The 21,009-nt window shown below is 70.1% G+C and carries 15 protein-coding genes and 3 pseudogenes; 13 read left to right on the plus strand and 5 right to left on the minus strand.

What is annotated here, in order from left to right; translation table 11 throughout:
- The first annotated feature begins 489 nt into the window (after positions 1-489).
- Positions 490-3,978 carry a M28 family peptidase gene (locus tag ACFYR0_RS36730; RefSeq protein ID WP_389338423.1) on the plus strand — a complete coding sequence of 1,163 codons (3,489 nt, stop codon included), beginning with the start codon at positions 490-492 and terminating at the stop codon, positions 3,976-3,978.
- Positions 3,979-4,143: 165 nt separating this feature from the next.
- Here ACFYR0_RS36730 and ACFYR0_RS36735 read toward each other — a convergent pair whose 3' ends face one another.
- On the minus strand, positions 4,144-4,341 hold the full coding sequence (locus ACFYR0_RS36735; protein WP_389338382.1) for a hypothetical protein: 198 nt from the start codon (positions 4,339-4,341) through the stop codon (positions 4,144-4,146).
- A 345-nt stretch (positions 4,342-4,686) separates the two neighbouring features.
- Between ACFYR0_RS36735 and ACFYR0_RS36740 the strand changes: the two genes are divergently transcribed.
- The 3 genes and pseudogenes from ACFYR0_RS36740 to ACFYR0_RS36750 form a co-directional block, all read left to right on the plus strand.
- Positions 4,687-5,487, plus strand: a complete 801-nt coding sequence (locus tag ACFYR0_RS36740) for a hypothetical protein (RefSeq protein WP_389338385.1) — start codon at positions 4,687-4,689, stop codon at positions 5,485-5,487.
- A 27-nt stretch (positions 5,488-5,514) separates the two neighbouring features.
- On the plus strand, positions 5,515-7,386 hold the full coding sequence (locus tag ACFYR0_RS36745) for a hypothetical protein (protein WP_389338388.1): 1,872 nt from the start codon (positions 5,515-5,517) through the stop codon (positions 7,384-7,386).
- Between the two features lie 58 nt (positions 7,387-7,444).
- Positions 7,445-7,729 (plus strand): annotated as a pseudogene (locus ACFYR0_RS36750) (transposase); the annotation flags it as partial.
- A 71-nt stretch (positions 7,730-7,800) separates the two neighbouring features.
- Here ACFYR0_RS36750 and ACFYR0_RS36755 read toward each other — a convergent pair.
- Both ACFYR0_RS36755 and ACFYR0_RS36760 read right to left on the minus strand, forming a co-directional pair.
- Complete coding sequence (locus ACFYR0_RS36755) at positions 7,801-8,709, minus strand: hypothetical protein (RefSeq protein ID WP_389338391.1); 909 nt, start codon at positions 8,707-8,709, stop codon at positions 7,801-7,803.
- A gap of 65 nt (positions 8,710-8,774) precedes the next feature.
- Complete coding sequence (locus tag ACFYR0_RS36760; RefSeq protein WP_389338394.1) at positions 8,775-9,200, minus strand: hypothetical protein; 426 nt, start codon at positions 9,198-9,200, stop codon at positions 8,775-8,777.
- 534 nt (positions 9,201-9,734) lie between these two features.
- Between ACFYR0_RS36760 and ACFYR0_RS36765 the strand changes: the two genes are divergently transcribed.
- The 7 genes and pseudogenes from ACFYR0_RS36765 to ACFYR0_RS36795 all read left to right on the plus strand — a co-directional run bounded on the left by ACFYR0_RS36765 (position 9,735) and on the right by ACFYR0_RS36795 (position 17,664).
- Positions 9,735-13,868: a BTAD domain-containing putative transcriptional regulator gene (locus ACFYR0_RS36765; RefSeq protein ID WP_389338397.1), complete on the plus strand. Its 4,134-nt coding sequence runs from the start codon at positions 9,735-9,737 to the stop codon at positions 13,866-13,868.
- 531 nt (positions 13,869-14,399) lie between these two features.
- Positions 14,400-14,660, plus strand: a pseudogene (locus ACFYR0_RS36770) (M23 family metallopeptidase); the annotation flags it as partial.
- Positions 14,661-14,801: 141 nt separating this feature from the next.
- Positions 14,802-15,269, plus strand: a pseudogene (locus ACFYR0_RS36775) (peptidoglycan-binding protein); the annotation flags it as partial.
- 501 nt (positions 15,270-15,770) lie between these two features.
- Complete coding sequence (locus ACFYR0_RS36780; protein WP_389338400.1) at positions 15,771-16,190, plus strand: DUF6578 domain-containing protein; 420 nt, start codon at positions 15,771-15,773, stop codon at positions 16,188-16,190.
- A 366-nt stretch (positions 16,191-16,556) separates the two neighbouring features.
- Complete coding sequence (locus tag ACFYR0_RS36785; protein ID WP_389338403.1) at positions 16,557-16,859, plus strand: hypothetical protein; 303 nt, start codon at positions 16,557-16,559, stop codon at positions 16,857-16,859.
- A 13-nt stretch (positions 16,860-16,872) separates the two neighbouring features.
- Entirely contained in the window at positions 16,873-17,130 is a 258-nt protein-coding gene (locus ACFYR0_RS36790; protein WP_389338406.1) for a hypothetical protein, read from the plus strand.
- A gap of 216 nt (positions 17,131-17,346) precedes the next feature.
- Entirely contained in the window at positions 17,347-17,664 is a 318-nt protein-coding gene (locus ACFYR0_RS36795) for a hypothetical protein (protein WP_389338408.1), read from the plus strand.
- 802 nt (positions 17,665-18,466) lie between these two features.
- Here the strand turns inward: ACFYR0_RS36795 and ACFYR0_RS36800 are convergent.
- Positions 18,467-18,616 (minus strand): hypothetical protein, encoded by a 150-nt coding sequence (locus ACFYR0_RS36800; protein ID WP_389338411.1) that lies wholly within the window; start codon positions 18,614-18,616, stop codon positions 18,467-18,469.
- Positions 18,617-18,793: 177 nt separating this feature from the next.
- Between ACFYR0_RS36800 and ACFYR0_RS36805 the strand changes: the two genes are divergently transcribed.
- A complete protein-coding gene (locus ACFYR0_RS36805) occupies positions 18,794-19,669 on the plus strand; it encodes a DUF72 domain-containing protein (RefSeq protein WP_389338414.1) in 876 nt (291 codons plus the stop codon).
- A gap of 110 nt (positions 19,670-19,779) precedes the next feature.
- Positions 19,780-19,986 carry a hypothetical protein gene (locus ACFYR0_RS36810; RefSeq protein ID WP_389338417.1) on the plus strand — a complete coding sequence of 69 codons (207 nt, stop codon included), beginning with the start codon at positions 19,780-19,782 and terminating at the stop codon, positions 19,984-19,986.
- 534 nt (positions 19,987-20,520) lie between these two features.
- Here the strand turns inward: ACFYR0_RS36810 and ACFYR0_RS36815 are convergent.
- Entirely contained in the window at positions 20,521-20,799 is a 279-nt protein-coding gene (locus ACFYR0_RS36815; protein ID WP_389338420.1) for a WD40 repeat domain-containing protein, read from the minus strand.
- Positions 20,800-21,009 lie beyond the last annotated feature (210 nt).

Consider the following 21,009-nt stretch of genomic DNA (forward strand, 5'->3'; position numbering starts at 1 on the left):
CCGCGCCGGTCGCTTCAGCCGACGAGGTCCTGACCCGGTCGTACGATGCATGCCCGTGGAATCCGACAAGCCCGCGACCCGGCCGTCTGCTTGAAATCCGCCACGGCCGCACCCGGCGGCTCCTCGGTGAGCCGTCTTCCTGTCGGTCCCCGGCCCGGCCGGCTCGGCGAAACGTTCCGGCAAGGCCTGGCGCGAGTGTCCGTCTATCGGTCGGTGTTTGCCGCGCTTTGACAAGAGGCTGTCCGGCGGGCGAACTCCGTTGACCGTGCGGACGGCTGATGTGAGTGTTCTGCCGCTCAGGCATGAACATGACCGCCGTCGGCCCCTCAAGGCCGAGGTCCGGAACCTCCCCCACTCGTGTTCCGTGCCATCAAAGGGTGTTCAGGGCCTGGGCGTTCCTCGGCGTTCGCCGCCGGGAGCAGCACGTCTCCCCACCACCTTTTGCTAGGAGCACTGGTGAAACGAAGAATTGCCGTGGCCGGCCTCTCCATGGTCGTGGCCCTGGGAGCGGCGGCTCTGCCCGCCGCTTCCGCCGCTCAGGCGGCAGCCCCCGCCCCGGCCGCCGCGAAGGCGGAACCCAAACCCGTGGACCGCGCGATAGCCGCCGCGGACAAGGTCACCGCCAGCGGCTTCGACGCTCTGGCCAAGGGGCCCCAGGAGCGCTACGACCGCCGTATGGTCACCCCGTGGCTCAAGGGGCTGTACTCGGTGGCGTACGAGCGCACCTACCGGGGGCTGCCCGTCGTCGGTGGCGACGCCGTAGTCCTCGCGGACGGCGACGGCAAGGTCCGTGCCGCGCGTTCGGCCTCCGACGTGAGGATCTCGGTCGACACCAAGTCCAAGATCAGCGCGGTCGCCGCGGCGCGGACCAGCCGGGCGAAGCTGAAGAAGGCCGACCGGACCGACTCCCAACGCCTCGTCGTCAAAATCCAGGACGACAAGGCAAGGCTCGCCTGGGAGACCGTCGTCACCGGCACCACGGACTCAGCCGACGCGCAGGAAAGCCGGCTCCACGTCTTCGTCGACGCCGGCACGGGCAAGGTCCTCGACACGTACGACGACGTGCGCGAGGGCAACGGCACCAGCGAGTGGAACGGCCCGAGTCCGCTGCCCATCACCACCGGTCAGTCCGGCGGCAGCTACCAGCTCAGCGACCCGACCCGCCCCGGCCTGAGCTGCTCCGACTACAGCACCGGCGCCGTGTTCAGCGGCACCGACGACAACTGGGGTACCGACAGCGCGAGCAGCAAGGAGACCGGCTGCGTCGACGCCATGTACGGCGCCCAGAAGCAGTGGGACATGCTCGGCGCCTGGCTCGGCCGCAACGGCCACAACGGCAACGGCGGCAGCTGGCCGGTCAGGGTCGGGCTCAACGACGTCAACGCCACCTGGAACGGCACCAGGGTCACCATCGGCCACAACCAGGCGAACAAGTGGATCGCCTCCCTGGACGTCGTCGCCCATGAGTACGGGCACGGTATCGACCAGTACACACCGGGCGGCGCCAACAACGAGAACGGCCTCGGCGAGGCCACCGGCGACATCTTCGGCGCACTGACCGAGGCCTACGCCAACCAGCCCGCGCCCTACGACACCCCGGGCGACTACGAGGTCGGCGAGATGATCAACCTCGTCGGCAGCGGGCCGATCCGCTACATGTACGACCCCTCCAAGATCGACGATCCCAACTGCTACTCGTCGTCGATCCCGACCACCGAGGTGCACGCCGCCGCCGGTCCCCTGAACCACTGGTTCTACCTGCTGGCCGAGGGAACCAGCCCCGGAGGCGGCAAGCCGTCCAGCCCCACCTGCAACAACACCACGCTCACCGGTGTCGGCATCCAGAACGCCGGAAAGATCTTCTACGGCGGCATGCTGCTGAAGACGAGCGGTATGACCCACAAGCAGTACCGCACCGCGACCCTCACCGCCGCCAAGAACCTCGACGCGACCTGCGGTCTGTTCAACAAGACCAGGGCCGCCTGGGACGCCATCAGCGTGCCGGCGCAGTCCGCCGACCCGGCCTGCACCGGCACTCCGGCCTCCGACTACTCCATGGCCGTCGGCCCCTCCTCGGGCAGCGTCCAGCCGGGCGGCTCCACCACGGCGACCGTCTCCACGACCGTGACCAGCGGCAGCGGCCAGTCCGTCGCGCTGACGGCCACCGGGGCTCCGGCCGGCGTCTCCGTCTCCTTCAGCCCCTCGTCGGTGACCTCGGGCAACAGCTCCACCATGACGGTGTCCACCACCGCCTCCGCGGCGCCCGGGACGTACACCCTCACCGTCCAGGGCGACGGCACCCAGGCCGACCACACCGCGCAGTACACCCTGACCGTCGGCGGGGGCAACCCCGGCACCGGCGCGCCTGACATCGACCTCGCCAGGGTCAAGGCGCACCTGGCCGAGTTCCAGGCGATCGCGGACCGCAACGGCGGCAACCGCAGGGCGACCGGCGCCGGTTACACCCAGTCGGTCTCCTACGTGAAGGGCAAGCTCCAGGCGGCCGGCTACACCGTCACCGAGCAGGCCTGCACCTCCGGCTGCACCAGCGGCGCGGGCGTGAACCTGATCGCCGAGTGGTCCAAGGGCGACGCGACCAAGGTCTACATGTTCGGCGCACACCTCGACAGCGTCTCCTCGGGCCCCGGCATCAACGACAACGCCTCCGGGTCCGCGGCCCTGCTGGAGACCGCGCTGACGCTCGCACAGAAGAACCCGAACATGCTGAACCGGGTCCGGTTCGGCTGGTGGACCGACGAGGAACAAGGTCTCAACGGCTCCGACTTCTACGCCAGGACCCTCACCTCCACCCAGCGGTCGCAGATCAAGGCGTACTACAACTTCGACATGATCGCCTCCACCAACGGCGGCTACTTCATCAACCACATCACCTCGGCCGCCGCCGCGCCGATGAAGGCGTACTGGGACTCCCTGAACCTGGCACCCGAGGAGAACACCGAGGGCGCGGGCCGCAGCGACGACTACTCGTTCGAGCAGTACGGCATCGCGACCTCCGGCTACGCGATGGGCGCCAGCGCCACCAAGACGTCGGCGCAGGCCGCCAAGTGGGGCGGTACGGCGGGACGCGCGTACGACCCGTGCTACCACTCGTCCTGCGACACCACCGCCAACGTCAACGACACCGGGCTCAACCGGGCGTCCGACGGCATCGCCTACACCCTGTGGAAGCAGGCGGTCGACCCCGGGGTGCCGGCCAACGACTTCTCCGTCTCGGCCGCCCCCTCCTCGGGCACGGTGAACCCGGGTGCCTCCACCACGGCCACCGTCGCCACCAGCACCACCAGCGGCTCGACGCAGACGGTCCAGCTGTCCGCGACCAACGCCCCCGCCGGCGTGGCCGTGAGCTTCGCGCCGTCGTCCGTCACCTCCGGCGGCAGCTCGACCATGACCGTCACCACGGCGGCGTCGACGGCACCCGGCGTCTACACGCTCACCGTCCAGGGCACCGGGGCCTCGGCCACCCACACGACGACGTACACACTGACCGTGAACGGCACCGGCTCCTGCGACACCGGCCAGAAGATCGTCAACGGCGGATTCGAGAGCGGCACATCGCCGTGGACGGGCGACACCGGCTCCATCGGCGCCCACAGCGCCCAGCCGGCGCGCACCGGCACCCGCTCCGCGTGGCTCGTCGGATACGGCAGCAGCGCCACCGAGACGGTCAACCAGTCGGTGACCGTACCGGCAGGCTGCACCAAGGCCACGCTCACCTACTACCTGCACATCGACACCGCTGAGTCCGGATCCACGGCCTACGACGTCTTCCGCGTGAAGGTGAACGGCACCACGCTCGCCACCAAGTCCAACGTCAACGCCGCGAACGGGTACGTCCAACAGACCGTCGATCTGAGCTCCTACGCCGGGCAGCAGGTCACGGTGACCTTCACGGCCACCGAGGACTCCTCCCTGCAGACCAGCTTCGTCATCGACGATGTGACGCTCCAGGGAAACTGACCACCTGATCACGACATGAGGGCCACGCCGGACGTGGCGGCCCCGAACTGATCCGTATGGCGTGTGACGGCGGCTCACAGGACCACGAGGTCCTGGGAGCCGCCGTCGTCGTCCGAGGACCCCGTACCGGACTGCGCAGCAGGCCTGTACGGAACCGATCCGGCGTCAGCCGCACGCGCTGATCCTGCCGGTCAGGGCGTCCGGCCCGGAGCGGGCAGCGGCACGGGTGTGCCGAACCGCACCAGGACACCATGCGATGTGCTTGGTGCGTCCGGCCAGGCGCTCGCGGAGGTTGCGGGCCTCGTTCTCGGCGAAAGCGCGTGCGGCGCGTTCCTCGGCGAGCTGGGTGCGCAGCCCGGTCACGTCGCTGGGGCTGGGGGCGTCGTACGAGCGGTGTGGGGGGCGCCTTTTCACCCACCGCGCAGCCACCACATGAGCGCCGCCCCCATGGCATAGCCTGCCGCTGTCGCGATTCCCCGCACTGCACCGAACAAGGCGGTGCGGCTCAGTCGGCGCGTGGTTGAGTTCTTCTGCTTCTTCCGCTTCACGGTGTTCCTTCCTGGCGATTCGATGCGGTGAAGGGAGCGTGACCGGGGCGGCTGTGCGATGTCCCAACGTGCGGGCGATGCGGGGGAGTCGGAGCTACGCTGCAGGTCGGCGCCCCGTCCGCACAGCGCAATGCGGGAACGGCGGGGGCGGGAAGGTGCCATGACGACCAGATCGGGCTTATCGGCGCTGCAGGAGGCACTGCGGGCGCTGGAACGCAGCGGTCGGGCCGCGCGTCGTTCCTGTGGCCTGCCGGACTCCCGGAGCGAAGCCGCGCGGGAGGTCGGCAAAGACGGTCAAGGTGGCCGTCTTGACGCCCGCCGTATCAGTTCGTGGCTGGACCCGGAACAGGGCCGTGCGCCGCGTGACGCCGACCAGGTGTGGGCACTGGTGCGCGTGTGGGCCCGATGGGCGGGTGACCGCACCCAGCGGCGCGTCTACTGGAACAAGCTCGTCGAGGACGCGCAGCCGATCAAGGGAGAGCCAGCAGCCAGGTCCGCCGGCTCTCCTTGGCTGGGCCGCGTGGTGGGCACGTTGAGGGACGAGGACGCTCTCGGTCTGGAAGTCCATCCGGCGATCGAGGGCGGTACCGGCCCCCTGCCGCCCTACCTGCCCAGACCACATGACCAGGCGCTGCGCGACGAGCTCAGGGCTGCCGACGAGCACGGGGGACTGGTCGTCCTTGTCGGCGGATCCTCGTTCGGTAAGACGCGAGCGTGCTGGGAGGCGGTCCGCGAGTTACTGCCGGACTGGCGGCTGTGGCACCCCCTGACCCCCACACGATCCGAAGCGCTGATCGCGGCGCTGGCGGACGAGCGTCTGGGACCGCGCACCGTCGTGTGGCTCAACGACGCCTGGCAGTACCTGGGCATCGATGCGGGCGGAGAACGGGCTGCCTCCGCCATGCACGCACGCCTTCAGCGCCGCGTCGACGCCCCCGTACTCATCCTGGGCTCGATGTAGCCGGACCAGTGGGACCGGCTGAGCCGTGTGGGCAGCGACCGTCCGGCCGCCGCGGCTCTCCTGCGCCTTGCACGCCGTATCGTGGTGCCCGCGGCCTTCACGGATCGGCAACTCGACGGGCTCGCGGCCGCGTGGGAGAAGGACCCGCGGCTGCGTTTGGCTGTACGGCTTTCTGGCGGGCGGGTCACCCAGTATCTTGCCGGAGCGCCGGAACTGGAGGCACGCTACCGGCAGGCGGACGAAACCGTCCAGGCCGTCGTCCACGCGGCCGTCGATGCCCGCAGACTGGGGCACACCGCGCCACTGCCCGGACCGTTCCTGCGTGACGCCGCTGCCGCCTGCCTGCCGGAGGATGTGTGGGCCCAAGTGGAGGCCGACTGGTTCGACTCCTCGCTCGACTACCTTTCCCGGCCCTGTCGAGGGGTACCCGGCATCCTCATCGAGTACCGGCCCCGCACCGGCGAACTCTCCTCGGGGCGAACCGACTACCGCTCGGCCGCCTATCGTCTGGCCGACTACATCGAGCAGGTCGGCCGCCGTGAACGCGGCCCCGCCTTTCCCCCGGCAGGCTTCTGGGACGCCGCCGCCCGCACCGTGGCCGACACCGACATGCTGGGACAGCTCGCCGAGCAGGCGGCCAAGCGACTGCGCTACGGAGTCGCTGCCCGGCTGTTGCACAGGGCGGCACAACAGGGCAGCACGTCGGCGTACGCCCGCCTCGCGCAACTGTGCTGCGCCTGGCGTGACTACGACGGCGCTGAGGTCATGGCCACCCGGGCCGCCGAGGAACAGCACGTCACGGCGGCCTTGTGTCATGTGGCGGCGGCGATTGCCGCGGCAGGGGACACCGCCCGCGCGGCACGGCTCTACGAACGGGCGGCGGAACACGGCGACAGCGAGGCACTGAAGGCGCTGAGTCGCCTCTGGGCGAGGGCCGGAGAGCCGGAGAAGGCGGATGCGGTGAAACGGGCGGCGGCACGGTCCGGGACCGCCTCGGAGCCAAATGTGTCGGCAGGACGGCGTGGTAATGCGGCCATCTCGGACACGGTGGACCTGTGGCGGGCAGGACACCGCGCCGTCGCCGAGAAGGCCGCGCACGACGCCGACGGCGGGTGGACGCTGTCCGCGCTGGCGCAAGCCGCGGTCGACGAGGGCGATGCGGAGGCGGCCGAGCGTCTCTACCGGGCCTCCGCCGCCCGCGGCGGCTCCTACGCCCTACGTGACCTGACGGCCGCACTCTGGCGGTTCGGAGACCGCGCGGGCGCGGAGGCAGCAGCCCGTGATGCGGCCGTGGCGGGCAACATCTACCCGCTGCGCGGCCTGGCGGACCAGCTCTACAGCGCCAGAGACCTCGAAGGCGCCGAGCGGCTCTACCGCGAACTGGCCGAACGCGGCGACGCCGTGGCACGCTCGCTGCTGGCCGAGATGAATGTTGACGCCATCGAGCCCGAAGCGGCCCTGGCAGCGGCTCGCAACGGCGACTGCGTGGAACTGCGGGTACTGGCAAACCGCGCCCTGTTGTGCGGCGACTACGACCTCGCCGAACAGTTCTACCGTGAGCTGATGGACGACGATCCAGTGGACGCGCTGCTCCACATCGCCATCGCGCGGGCGAGGGCGGACGACCTGGCCGGCGCGGAAAGCGCGGCGCGCGCTGCCGCAGAACACGGTGATGCGCAGGCCCTGAGCATTGTCGCCCGCGATGCGAATCTCCGCGGTGACGTCCGAACGGCGGAACGACTCGACCGTGAACACAACGACTGGGCGGGCTCCTCCAGTCCCGAGAGCATCGCACAGTACCTGCCCGAAGCGCAGGCCGAGCAATTGCGCCGCTACGGCCTGGAGCCGGACGGTGCGCTCAGCCCACCCTGGTCCTGCGCCGAGCTTCCGCCGGCGTGACAGTGCGGGGCCGACACCGGAACAACTCGTTCGGCCGACGACTCTTCACGGCTTTCAGGGCGCCGCGGCCATGAAGGACGCCCTGGCCACCACCGTGATCACCCTGCCCGGCCAGCTCCGCCGGTCACTGACCTGGGACCGCGGCACGGAGCTGGCCGCTCACGCCCAGCTCACGGTCGAGACCGGGCTGCCCGTCTACTTCGCAGACCCACACGCCCCCTGGCAGCGGGTTTTGAACGAGAACACCTATTGGTGCAGCCTTGGCGGGCCGGGCCTCTTCGACGGGAGAGGTCCGGCGGGATCGTCGGGTGACTCGGAGAACAACGGGCTGTTGCGCCAGTACGAACACCCCCCGCTTCGCCTGCCGGGTCCCCAGTGCCGCCGGGCCGGGGCAGAGCGGGTGCGCCGGGGTGCTCAGCCGGTCTGCCCCTGGAGGACCTGGCGGGCGATTCTCCGCTGCCTGTCCCGCAGCGCGGTGCGTTCCTTGAGCACGTCGGGGTGATCGTCGAGCCAGCGCTGCTGCATCACGGCGAGTCTGGCGTAGGCGGTGCGCAGGTATCCGGTGTCCTGCTTGCAGTGGACGTCCGCCCTGGTTGCGGGGTGGGTGCGGATGTCCGCGTCGGGCGGCAAGGCTCTGATCAGGTCGAGGGGGTCTTTGGCCTGGACGCGGTTGGTGAGCATGCACTGCCGCCAGTTCTCGTTCGCCTCGCGGAAGAGGGGGTCGTGCTTGAGCCACCTGAAGGCTGTCTGCTCCCCTTCGTTGAGCTGCATCCGCAGCTCCGTCCACCGCACCCGGCCGTCGCCCAGCATGTGCTTCTCCGCCTCGGCCTGGCAGCCGCTCGCCGGCATGGTCACCTTGAGCAGCTTGCCCTTGACGGAGATCTCGTTTCCGGGTTTGCCGTAGAGGGCGCGGTTGAAGCCTTCTCCTTGCGGCTGCTCCGGTGGCGCCTGCGTCTGGCTGTCCGCCCCGATTTCTTCGAGCGTCTCGAGACCGAACGGAGTCGGGCGGGACACCGCCGCGTCACCCGCCTTCGCCACGGGAGCGGGCTTGAGGGTGAATCCGCGCTCGGCCATGCAGGCGACGAGGACCTGTTGCTGGGCGGTCGCGATCTGTTCGCCGCTCTGGGTCCAGGCGTAGAGCTGGGTGTAGATCGGCGGACGCAGGCCTTGTTCGGCCAGTGCGGCCGGGGACGGCGGACGATGGGGCCGGGGTTCGGGGTTCTGGGCCCTGGCGTCGGCGAGCGCCCAGATCGTTGCGCCCACAGTGGCGGTCAGGACGCAGGCGGCGATGTGTCGGCGAGTGCCGTGGAAGCTCAGTGCCATGTGAATCCTGTCGAGGTCCGAAACGTGCGGGCCCGGTTTGCTCCGGGCCCGCACGTTCACCGAGGTCAGAAGCAGTCGGTCGACGTCCGGCCCGGGAGCGTCAGCCGGCTGGCCCGGTTTCGGAGGTTGGAGGGCAGCGGATCGCCGTTCTGCTTGCCCGCCTGGTCGACGGTGGAGGCGGAGTCGACGTAGTGACCAGGGTTCAGGCAGAAGAGGAAGCCCGTTCCGTTGGTGTTGTCCCAGAAGTGGCTCTCGTAGTTCCCGGTGCTTGAATTGCTGGCCGAGTAGACGTTGTTGTTGACCGGGAAGTTGCGACCGACCCCGCTCTTGTTGTACTCGTCGAAGGTGTCGTTGGAGAAGTCCGGATCGGAGTTGAAGAAGGACTGCCGTGCGGACTTGATGTCGGTGTAGAAGACGCAGTGGTGGCCGGGGTCGCAGTTGGGGCCGGCGGCCGAGGGGGACGCGCCGACCAGTCCGAGCGTGGCGGTCATGGCGGCCACTCCTGCGACTGCCGCGAGCTTTGTACGCATGTGCTGTCCTGCCTTCCCAGTGATCCGCTGATGGGTGTTCTGGTCGCTTCCCGAGCTGAACCCGAGCTTCACGCTGTGTCCTTTCGCGTTCTCTGCGACTCCGACGTCATCTCCACGGCGGGGGGTGCCTGTTGGACCGGTCGGTGTCGTGCTGGATGGGCGCACCCGTTCCTTCCTGGATCGGAGGGGCCAAGGAGCCGGTGGGCCCGGTACGGGAAGCGATCGTTGTGGGACGCGGTATAGGAGCCGTATAAGTCCTGATGGGGATGCATGCGGCAGGTGATCGGGCGTGGCTTCGGCCGGCTGCGCATCGCGGACCTTTTGGGCATGCGGCCAGGGGGTGCCGGCCCAGGGGCCGCACCATGCGGCGGTCCGCTGATCCACGTCGGCGCGGCGTCATGCGTGGCTCGGGCGGTCCGGCGCGGGTCTGTGTCGGAGGGGCTGGTGTACCTTCGGGCCGCCAGCGTTGATCCGTGCAGCCTTGGGGGAGGCCGAGTGGAGTTGGGGATTCTGGGGGATCTGGCGGTCCGTCGCGAGGGCTTGCCGGTCGACATCGGATCGCCCAAGGTGCGTCTGCTGCTCGCGGTCCTGCTGAGCAGGCCTGACCGGCCCGTGCCTTCGGAGCTCCTGATGGGCGCACTGTGGGGCGAGCGACCGCCGCGCTCGGCGCGTAAGAACCTGCAGCTCTATGTCCATCAACTGCGCAAGGCCCTGGGCCCGGAGCGCATCGAACGGCAGGGCGACGGCTATCTCGTGGTGGCGGGTGATGCGCTGGACGCCACGCGGTTCGAACGGCTGGCCCTCCAGGCGGAGGAGGCCCTGCGACAAGGTGAGACAGCGGGCGCGCAGGAGTTGCACGGTGAGGCGCTGCGGTGCTGGAACGGGCCTGCGTTCGCGGAGTTCCTGGATACCGAAGCCGTCGCGACCCGGGCGGCCCGGCTGGAGGAACTGCGTCTTGCCGTGCATGAGCGGTGGGTTGATTGCGGTCTGGCCCTCGGCAGGCATGCCGAGGTGGTCGTGGAGCTGACGGAGCTGCTGCCCCGGCATCCCTTTCGGGAGTCGCTTCGCGGCCAGCTCATGACGGCCCTGTATCGCTCGGGCAGGCAGGCCGAGGCGTTCGAGCTCTACCGGCGGACCCATGCGCTGTACGGGGCCGAACTGGGCGTCGAGCCCGGCCCGGGTCTGCAGCGCCTGCACCAGGCGATGCTCCGCGGCGATGAGGGCCTCATGCCCTCTCCGGTCCCCGTCGCGGCACTGGTGCCTGTCGGGGCCAACCCCTACCGGGGTCTGCCGGCGTTCACCTCCTCGGATCACGACCGGTTCTTCGGCCGCGACCGGCTGTGCGGGCTGCTGTGGGAGCGCGTGGAACGCTTCCCCGTGGTCGTCGTGTTCGGCGCGTCGGGATCGGGGAAGACGTCGCTGCTGGCGGCGGGCCTACTGGGCCGGATCCGGCGGGACACGACCGCTCGGTGGCAGCCGGTCATGATGACGCCGACCGACCAGCCCGTGAAACAGTTGGCGACGGCGCTCGCCGAGCACGACCGGCCCGCCGGTCAGGTGCTGCTGGTGGTCGATCAGTTCGAGGAACTGTTCACCATGTGCTCCGATCCAACGGTACGGGAGGAGTTCGTCGCCGGGCTGTTGGCGGCGTCCCATGCCGGAACGAAGGTCGTGCTCAGTGTCCGTGCGGACTTTTTCCTCCAGATGACCGGGCTGAGCGGGCTGGCGCCGGCACTGATGAGCGAGGCGCAGCTGCTGGTCGGTCCGCCGTCGGCCGCGGAACTGCGAGAGCTGATCGTCCGGCCGGCGGATCTTGAGGGCTGCTCGGTCGACGCCGACCTGTTGGCCACCGTGGTGGCGGAGGCCTCCGGCGCTGCCGCCGCACTCCCGTTGGTGTCCCACGCGCTGCGGGAGACCTGGCGCAACCGGGCCGGCCGCACCCTGACCCTCGCGGCGTACGAGGCAGGGGGCGGGATGCACGATGCGATCGCCCAGACCGCCGAGCACGTCTACGCCGAGCTCGAACCCGCCGAGCAGGACCTGGTGCGCCGGCTCATGCAGCGGCTGATCAGCCTGGACGAGGACGGGGTGCGGGACAGTCGGCGACGGGTCCCGCAGACCGAACTCGACGGGATGGGCCCGGCCGCGGCGGTCGCGGATGTGGTCGACGAACTGGTGGCGGCGCGCCTGGTGGTCGTGGACGAGGATCGGGTGGAGATCGCCCATGAGGCGCTCATCGTGGCGTGGCCCAGGCTGCGGGCCTGGCTGAGCGAGGATCGCCAGCGCCTGGTCGTACGGCAGCGGCTCACCGCCGCGGCCCGTGTGTGGCAGCAGTCGGGGCGGGACGCCGGAGGGCTCTATCGGGGCTCGGGGCTGGCCGAGGCGCGCCCGCACCGCTCGGAGTTGAACCTTCTGGAGCGTGAGTTCCTCGACGCCAGCGAGGAGCTGGCCGAGTCCGAACTCGCTGCGGCCCGGCGCCGGGTGCGCCGGCTGAGGGGCCTGGCGGTGGTGCTGGCGGTGCTGCTGGTGGCGACCGTGGCCGGGGGCGGTGCCGCCTGGCAGCAGCGGCAGGTGGCACAGCGCGAGCACCTGACCGTCCTGGCCCATCAGGCCGCGCTCACGTCGCGCTCGCTGGTCGCCACCGACCCGGACGTGGCCCGGTCCCTCGCCCTGGCCGCCTATCGGCTGCATCCCGACGCCGACACCCTGGGCGCGGTGATCAGTACGTCGGCGTCCGCGCAGCCCAGCGTCGTACTGAACACGAACGGGCCCGCGTCGTTCGGCCTGGCCCTGTCCCCTCACGGCTCGTTGGTGGCCGCGGCCACCAGCGACGGCACCGTGGAGCTGTGGGATCCGAAACGGCGCAAGAGGCTGGCCTCCTTCACCGAGCATGTCGTCAAGCCGCTCCCCGAGGGGTTCTTCGCGCTGAGGGTGGCCTTCAACGCCGACGGTACCCGGCTGGCGTCCCTGGCCCGGTTGAACGATCCGAAGCAGCCGACCGCAGGCTCGGTCGTCGTGCGGGAGGTCCGGTCGAGAAAGGTGCTGTTCAAGCAGGTCGTGTCCGGCGACCTCAGCAACGGTCTGGCCTTCAGCGCCGACGGCACGGTCGTGGCCTACGGCACGGGCGAGGGCACACGGGTGGCCACGCTGGGCGGTGGCAGGGCCATGTTCCTGCCCACCGGTATGCCCGCGGCACTCAGCCTGGCCGGCGACCAGCGCTCGCTGGCCGTCACCCGTACCGATGGGACGGTGGCCGTCTGGGACATCGAAACCGGTCGCCGTCGCTCCGAGCTGAACACCGAGGGCGCCCAGGTCGCCCGGTTCGGCTCCACATCCGATGTCCTGGCCACGGCCTCCGAAGAACACGGCATCAGGTTCTGGCGGCTGACCGGCCGCTCGGCCCGCCAGTTCGCCGACCTCCCGGTGCAGACGGCCTTCCCCTGGATGATCTCCGCACCGGTCGGTGACCGGATCGCGATCGCCGACGAAGAGGGCATGATCTCGATCTGGGACTACCGGCGCCGCGAGCAGATCGCCCGCCACGCCGACCGCTACCGCTCGGAGACCATGGCTCTGGACCTGGCACCGGACGCGAGCACGGTCGTCTCGGGTGGCCTGGGACGCACCATCGTGGTGCGCCGGACGGCTCTCCCCTTCAGCGGTCACGGCGGCGCCGTGAACGACGTGGACGTCAGTCCCGACGGCCGGCTCGTCGCCTCCGCCGGCGACGACGGGTCCGTACGGATCTGGGATGCCTCCGGTGCTGCCGAACGGCTGCTGGGCGGACACTCCGACCATGTCAAGGCAGTCGCGTTCAACCCGGACGCCACGGTGCTGGCGGCCGTGACGCGCGACCACACCCTGACGCTGTGGAACCCGTCGACCGGGCGGCGCCACACCACTATCGCCTTCACCGGTATGGGCACCGGCACGGACGTCGCCTTCAGCCCGGACGGCAGCACGGTCACCGTGATGTCCCTGGGAGGAACGTTCCGCTGGAGGGTCGGCGACCCGGCACACCCCCGTCCACTGCCGGCGCCGCCCGGCCCGCGGACCTCGACCGCCATGGCCTACCCCGCCCGGGGCGGCCTCCTCGTCGCGAGCACACCGGCCGGCGGCATCGCCGTGTGGAGCACCGCCGACGACCGGCTGGTGAAGGCCTTCCCGGCCACGCAGGGGTCCACGCAGGACATCGCTGCCACTGCGGCGGGCGATCTGATCGCCACCGCCGGCTCGGACCACACGGTGCGCCTGTGGTCGACCCGGACAGGGAAAAGCAGGGGCACCCTGACCGGCCACACCGCGGCGGTCGGCACGCTCGCCTTCAGCAGGGACGGACGCCTCCTCGCCTCGGCAGGTGAGGATCACACCGTCGTCGTCTGGGATGTACGCACCCACCGGCGCATCGCCACCCTCACCGGCCACTCGGCAGACGTGCAGGGCCTGGCGTTCACCCCGGACGGAACCCTGCTGTCCGCGGGAGCCGACCAGCGCATCATCCACTGGCCGCTGACCGCGACCGAAGCCGTCCGGCGCATCTGCCGAGCCACCGCCTCACCGCCCACCGCGACGCAACTCGACCGCCACCTCCCCGGCCAGGACACCGGCGCGCTCTGCCCGCAGCCCTGACCCGGGCACGCCGCCGGCGCGGCGTGCCCCCGGTAAGCGGTCCGTGGCCGGCACCACCGCCCAGGGCGGCCGGGTGACCTTCGGAAATACCCGGGCTATACCGACGCAGGGCACCCTCAGCGCACCGGTCGCTCCCCGTCGGTGAGTTCACGATGAGGGCCGTACGCGGCTGCACCCACCTCGGCCCTCATCGTGACCGCCGTGCGGGCGACACACCGCGACCGAACGCGGCCGTCCCGCAGCGCCCAGCCACAGCGCAGGAGCACCTGCCGTTCATCGCCGCCCGCACACCCCGCACCAGACACGCATGAACTCGGCACCAGAGAAGGAGACATGTTGACATCCCTCATCCGCACGCTCAGCCCAGGGCTGCTCGGCAGACTGCTCGTGGCCTTCGCCGCCCTCGTCGTCCTGCCCTGGCAGGCCGCGACGCCGGCCGCCGCGGCGGCCCCGCCCATCGCCTTCCAACTGCCCTTCACCTGCGGCCAGCAGTGGCGACTCGACAGCTGGGCACACGCACCCGCGCTCGACATGGTCCGCGAGCCCAACCAGGTCGGCACCGAAGGAGCACCGGTGCTGGCTCCGGCCTCCGGCACGGTCCGGCAGTCCTTCTACCACTCCAACGCCGGCAACGTGATCCAGATCAACCACGGGCAGCGCTACTTCACCACGTACCTGCACCTGCAGAGCCGCGATGTCAGCGTCGGTCAGACGGTGCAGCGCGGCCAGCTGATCGGCCGGGTCGGCAGGACGGGGCCCACCTCCAACAACCACCCGCACCTGCACTTCGAGCTCGCCTACGACGCCGACAACAACGGATCCGCCACCTGGGGCAACTCCACCTCCGAACGGATCCGCCCCTGGTTCAACGGCGTCGAGTACGGCCAGGCCAACGGCCAGACCTGGCGGAACGTCACCAGCAACAACTGCGGCGGCACACCAGCGCCCACCTGCAGCGGCATCAACCTCGACTTCACTGCGTACCCCCTCATCCAGCAGGGATCCACCGGCAGTCTGGTCAAGGCGGCGCAATGCCGGCTGATCGCCGCCGGACACAATCCGGGAGAACCGGACGGCGACTTCGGGCCCAACACCGAAACGGCGACGAAGGCCTTCCAGTCCGCCCGAGGCCTCACGGCCGACGGTGACATCGGCGCCAGGACCTGGACGGCCCTGCTGTCGTACGGCTCGACACCGGCGCTGCAGAACGGGTCGACCGGCGCGGACGTCAGCCGACTGCAGCGAGCACTGACCGCGGCACTCGGCCGCACCGTGGGCATCGACGGCGACTTCGGCCCCAACACCGAACAAGCCGTGCGCGACTACCAGACCACCCGCAACCTCGGCGTCGACGGCGACGTCGGCCCGCAGACCTGGGCAGCCTTGCAGGCCGGACGCTGACCATCCTCGTGGGCGGGGAAGCACGGCAACTCCGCCCACGACCGCCGTCGAAGGGTGTGTCAATTTAACGGCCCTGCCTCACTTTTGATGGTAACGGAGTGTCATATTTGTGATGTCCGAACTGGCTGCCGGGAACTCTGCAGTCGGTGCCTTGCTTGACGCTGCAGGCGTGAGGTTCGGCGATTGGCGAGCCTGGCTGCTCCGGCCCGGCGCCAACCGGCGAGCACGCGCACCAGAACCCTTGCCGACCTGCAGGTATCACCCACGGAGAAGTCGGCAACACTCCGTTACCACCGAAAGTGAGACAGGGCCGCTCGTTTGACAGCCGTAGGAGCATCATCAACGAGCCCGGACAGCGGCACACAGCCACGCCTCGCACGACCGCCGGACCAGCCGTCGACGAGTCCGGAGCCGGGCCTAGACCGAACTCCTGAAGCGGGTGTCGTAGATCATGCGCGAGGCCCCCGATGAGATCAGGTCGTTCGGAGGACAATTGGCGGCATGACGTTGACGATTTGGGTCGATGACTGGCAGATCCAGTGCTGCGGACAGAGCTTCGCGCCAGGGGATGTCGTCTCCTGGACGCTGCTGGAGGTCGATCCGGAGGATTACGCCGACGTCGTCGGCAGCGAACGTGCGGATCAGATCGACTACCGCGAGGAACATCACGGCCAGGAGGAGGGACACGCACCCACCTCGGTGGAGGTGGTGTCGATCGCCGAGGTGCACTGCCGTTACGGGGTACCCCCGGGCGCTACGGACAAGGTGAACCACCCTGTTCCGGGCACGGCCGTGCTGGTTCCGGTCAAAGAGGCGGACGGGTGGGCGAAGGCCAGGCCGGACGTCAGCTTCGCGGGCTACCTGGTGACGGCCCGGCGTGCCCCAGACGGGCCGGAAGGTGCGGTTGCCCGCAGTCGATGAAGGAGCCGGCAGGACAGGCTTCCTGCCCGCGGTCGCTGTACAGCAGCTCCGTACCGCAACCCCGGCAACCGACCCTGCCCGGTAGCGTCCCTCCGGGGCCTCGGGGCGGCCGGTATGACCGTCACTGACCGATCCTGCTGGAGCTACGGATCAGAAGGTGCCCGTGCTCCGACCGACAACCGGGCCAGTCCACAGCTCAGGGACGGCCGGTGCTGGGCCGTCCCTGAGCCGTCCGATGGTGGCCGACGACGACAGGCGACGACGGCTCCTCCCCTGCTCAGAGACGGTGCTTCGGGTACCGCAGGCGCCAACCAGCGAAGCACAGTTGAGGAACCATCAACCCCGGTCGCCTGAAATGATCTCGCCGTGGCCGAATACACGATCAGTGCCGCCAGCGGTGACGACTGGCCTGTCATTCCGCGCGATGCCTTCCCAGCCGTCCTTCAGCCCCAATCGATCGCATGTGACTCAGTCGAAGGTGATGGCGATCACTCGTTCCGCACAGGCAACACCACGGTCTCGGCATCGTGGGAGCTTGCCAGCACCTGGTACGTGCACGTCGACGGCGCACCATCCCTCGACGCAGCCGATGCGATCGTTGCGGAGATGGCACGGCAACTCGGCGAGGCGACCGGCGTGACGGCGAACTACTACCGGATCACTGACTAGGCGGGGCTTCTCCGTGACCAATCCCCTGACACCTCAGGACCACATCGCCGATCGCGAAGCCCTATGCGTCTTCCTGGCGCGATTCCGAGCCGAGTACGACGAGAGTGGCGCCGAGTGGGAGAACGGGACTCTGGACGCCTTCCTGGAGGCTCTGGAAGCCTGGATCTCGTCCGCGCCAGGCTGGTACGCCAACCACAAGCAGGCACTGCCGGCCGAGGGCGACTGGACGTTCTTCGCCCGCGCGCTCACCGCCGCACGGCACTACGAGTGACCGCGTGTCCCCGGCGTGCCCGATGGGAGAGCGAGCGGCGGGGAACAGCGGGGAACGCCGGCAACCTCCCCAAGATCGCGCAGGTCAACGTCTCACCAGGTCAGCGCACGGTCGCATACGCGATCTTCCGAACTGGGGCGCCAGGCCGTACGGAGTTAGCGTGGAAGAGGGACGTCGAACGGATGCCCGGCACCGGCCGATGAAACGGACCAAGACATGACCGCGCAAACAAACGAGACAGACCTCAAGGCCGCGCCTTCCAGTGCGCCGGTTCCGATCACGGGATGCCACAGGCCCCGCGCTGCAGCTGAACACGTCGTCTCGGGCAATTCGGTGACCGTCCGCGTGGGCGACCTGCAACTCGAACTGCCGCCCAGGGACCAGCTCGTATTCCTCGCGGGCCTCGGCTTCCTCACGGCACTCGAACTCATCGAATGGCCGATCGCCCTCACCATAGGTGTCGGGCACGAACTGGCCCGCAGCCGCCACAGCAAAGTGCTGCGTGAGTTCGGGGAAGCTCTGGAAGAGGTGTGACACACGCTTCCTCAACGCACCGTTGACACATTCACATGGCGCCAGTGCGATCACCTCTGGCGCTACTGACTTGCTTGGATGAAGTGCTGGGTGCGTTGTCAAGACTGCGTGGAGTAGATGACATCAGCAGCTGACACCAACAGGCGCGTACAGCGACGGACGGCACCGAACCTGAGCGGACGATCAGCCGAGGCTCAGCGCGACTTGATCGACGTCCCCGACACCCCGTGATCGACCTGATAAAGATGAGGCCAGACCTCAACCCCCGGAAAACGGTGGTCTGCCGCCCCGACGTCCCCCTCTGCACACCTCCTGCGCTCGCCAGACCCGAGAAAAAGGGAGGGAAGGGGCGGGCGGGGCGGGTGCGTGCCGCCGGGGGATCGGGGCTGGCTTCTTCCTGTCTCGCGCTCGGCGGGGCCTCACGCGGCCGTATGGCGGAGTCGGTTCAAATAGCTCCGTGCGGCAGGAGCGGCGGGCCTGCGGGGCGAGCGGTGTGAAAGTGGGCCTACGCAGCGGAGGTGACGTCGTGGCGGCCGCGCATGGCCGTGCGACTGCCCTGAGGCCGGATGAGCGGTTGCTGGAAGGCTGCTCGCCGATGGCCATGCGAGCGTTCCCTACCGGCTGCCGGGAGTGGTGGACCGCTGTGCCCGGGCGATGGGACTGGACAGCGCGACCATCTACCTGCTCGGCCTGCGGTAACAGATCCTCGTCCCGCTCGACGAGCGGATCGCGCCTGGCCCCCGCGGGGTTTCGGCGGGTGCCGCTTGGCCGGTTCTCTCACGTGTGTTTGCGGGCGGGCCGCTCACGTCGTCCGTGTGCCGGGCCCCGCCGCCGGGTCGGCCTGGGGCCACGGGCCGCCGAGCTCGGGGAAGGGGACGGTGTCGGCCGCAGGCCGGTAGTCCCCGGTGTCGAGGAGGTAGGTGTCGGTGCGGGCGTCGAGGAAGAGCGGCACACCCGCCCGCCCGGGCCGCCGTCGGCCGCCCTGCGGGTTCGGCCGGAGATCGGGTGCCGTCTTCGATGTCGATGCCCGTCGGCGCCCGCGTCCACGTACCCGTGCACCGGTCTCGCCGGTACGGGCGCCTGTGGGGTGGGTACCCGGCCTCCCGGTGAGAGCGAGGAGGAACATGTCGTGGGCGAGATCTTGGTGGGCACCTGCTCCTGGACCGACCGGGCGCTGGTAAGCAGCGGCTGGTACCCGGCGGGCAGCAGGGACGCCGAGGGGCGGCTGCGCCACTACGCCACGCGGTTCCCGGTGGTCGAGGTCGACGCCTCGTACTACGCGCTGCCCTCCGCGCGGAACAGCGCGCTGTGGGTGGAGCGGACGCCGGACGGCTTCGTCTTCGACGTGAAGGCCTTCTCCCTGCTGACCGGGCATCCCACGCGGGACGCGGTGATGCCCGGCAACCTGCCCGCCGACGCGCGTGACGCGGCGGTGCTGGACGAGGTGTGGGCGCGGTTCACGGACGGGATCGCGCCGCTGCGCGAGGCGGGACGGCTGGGGTGCGTGCTGTTGCAGTTCCCGCCCTGGCTGCGGGCGGGGGCGCACGGCGCGGCGTTCGTGGAGCAGTGCGCACGGCGCGCGCACGGGTGGCCCCTGGCGATGGAGTTCCGACACCCCTCATGGTGGTCGGCGGAGCGGACGAAGGAGACGACCGCGCTGCTGGAGCGCTACGGGGCGGCCGCGGTGGGCGTGGACATGGCACAGTCATCGGCGTCGGCCGTACCGCCGCTCGCCCCCATCACCTCGCCCCGGCTGTCGGTGGTGCGATTCCACGGGCGCAGCGCGTCCTGGGGCAGGGGCAGCAAGGAGGACCGCTTCCGCCACCGCTACCAGACGGACGAGCTGCAGGAGTGGGTGCCAAGACTGCTCCGGCTCCGGGAACAGGCCGAGCGGGTGCACGCGCTGTTCAACAACTGCTGCGGGGACGCCTCCGTACGGGCCGCCGAGGCCATGGACGTGCTGCTCCGGCAGGCGCTCAGCCGGCGATCGGGATCCGGCGGGTGACGCCCACCTGGTACTCCAGCGGTACTTCGTGGCTCGACCTGGGGGAACATGGAGCGGTGGTGCCAAAAGGTGGCGCGGGAGGGCAGCGGGGCCGGGGCAGGCTGATCGGTGTGTCCGGTCTGTCGGTGCTCGGCGAGCTGCTGCGCACGGCTCGCGGTCCCGAGAACGGGCTGTACGCCGCTGTGAAGACCGATCTCCGTCTCGGAGGCGGGCCTCGGGCGCAGGGCCTGGACGACGCCGACGACGATTTCGGTGAAGACGCCGATTACGGTGAGGGCGATGCCGATGGGCTGCGGCGAGGGCGACGACGGCCATGAGCAGCGCGACGAACAGAGCGAGCACGGCGAAGACGGTCCCGGACCACAGCGCTGTCTCGACCCCCTCGGCCTGGAGGCGACGGCGGGGTCGCGCGGTCCCGTGTTTTGCTTCGCACGCCGCATGGGGCCGCGATCAACGCGACGCTGCGGTGGCGCGACGAGTCCCTTGCCGGGAGCCTCTTGAGAGCGGCCACCATTGCGGCTGACCGGGAGGCACTTCACGGATTCCCGGCGGCACGGATGGATGCCGGTATGACGCGATGAACCGGTGAGCCGGAGGATGAGGCGCCGCGGATCGTCGAGCCGGAGGAGGAGGCCCGGCAGCTCAGAGAAGCGGTGACGTCGCGTGCGGCAGTGGACCAGGCGATCGGGATTTTCGCCCGGCCCGGGCACTTCCCCTGGCCGGGGTAGGTCCTGTCCGGCCGTCGGGCTACAGGACCGCGCTGGCGGCGAGCGGTGCCGCGAGGCCGTACGGAGGGGGTCGGGTTCCAGGGTCCGTGCTGGTCTTGCCGGGATGTCGATGCGTCGCCCTGCTCATTCCGGCCGCCGGAGGCCTGTGGGAGTCGCCCACAGCCGGACCGCATCGTCGCTGCTGGTGGCGAGGAGGCTGCTGTCGGGTGAGAACGCCACCGCGACTATCGTGTCCTTGTGGCCGGTGAGGGGTTCGCCGACGGGCTGGCGGGTGGTGGGATTCCACAGTCGGATCGTGCCGTCGCGGTCGGCGCTGGCGAGCAGGGTGCCGTCGGCGGAGAACGCCGTCGTCGCTGCTTCCTTCGCCGGGGTCGTGCTGGCTCGTACGGTGCCGTGTGCCACCCTCGGGCGTCGCGCTGTGCTGCCCGTACGTGACGTCCTACAGCGGGTGCTCAGGTGAGATGACCGGGGCCGTTCGGGTCGTGGCGTGGGGGGGGGGGGGGGGGGGCCCGGCCCCCCCCCCCGGGGCCCCCCCCCCCCCCGGCCCCCGGGGGGCCCCCCCCCCGGGGGGGGCGCCGCCCCCCCCCCGCCGGGGGGCCCACCACCAAAAAA

The sequence above is a fragment of the Streptomyces sp. NPDC005017 genome (assembly GCF_042873115.1).
Lineage (GTDB): Bacteria > Actinomycetota > Actinomycetes > Streptomycetales > Streptomycetaceae > Streptomyces.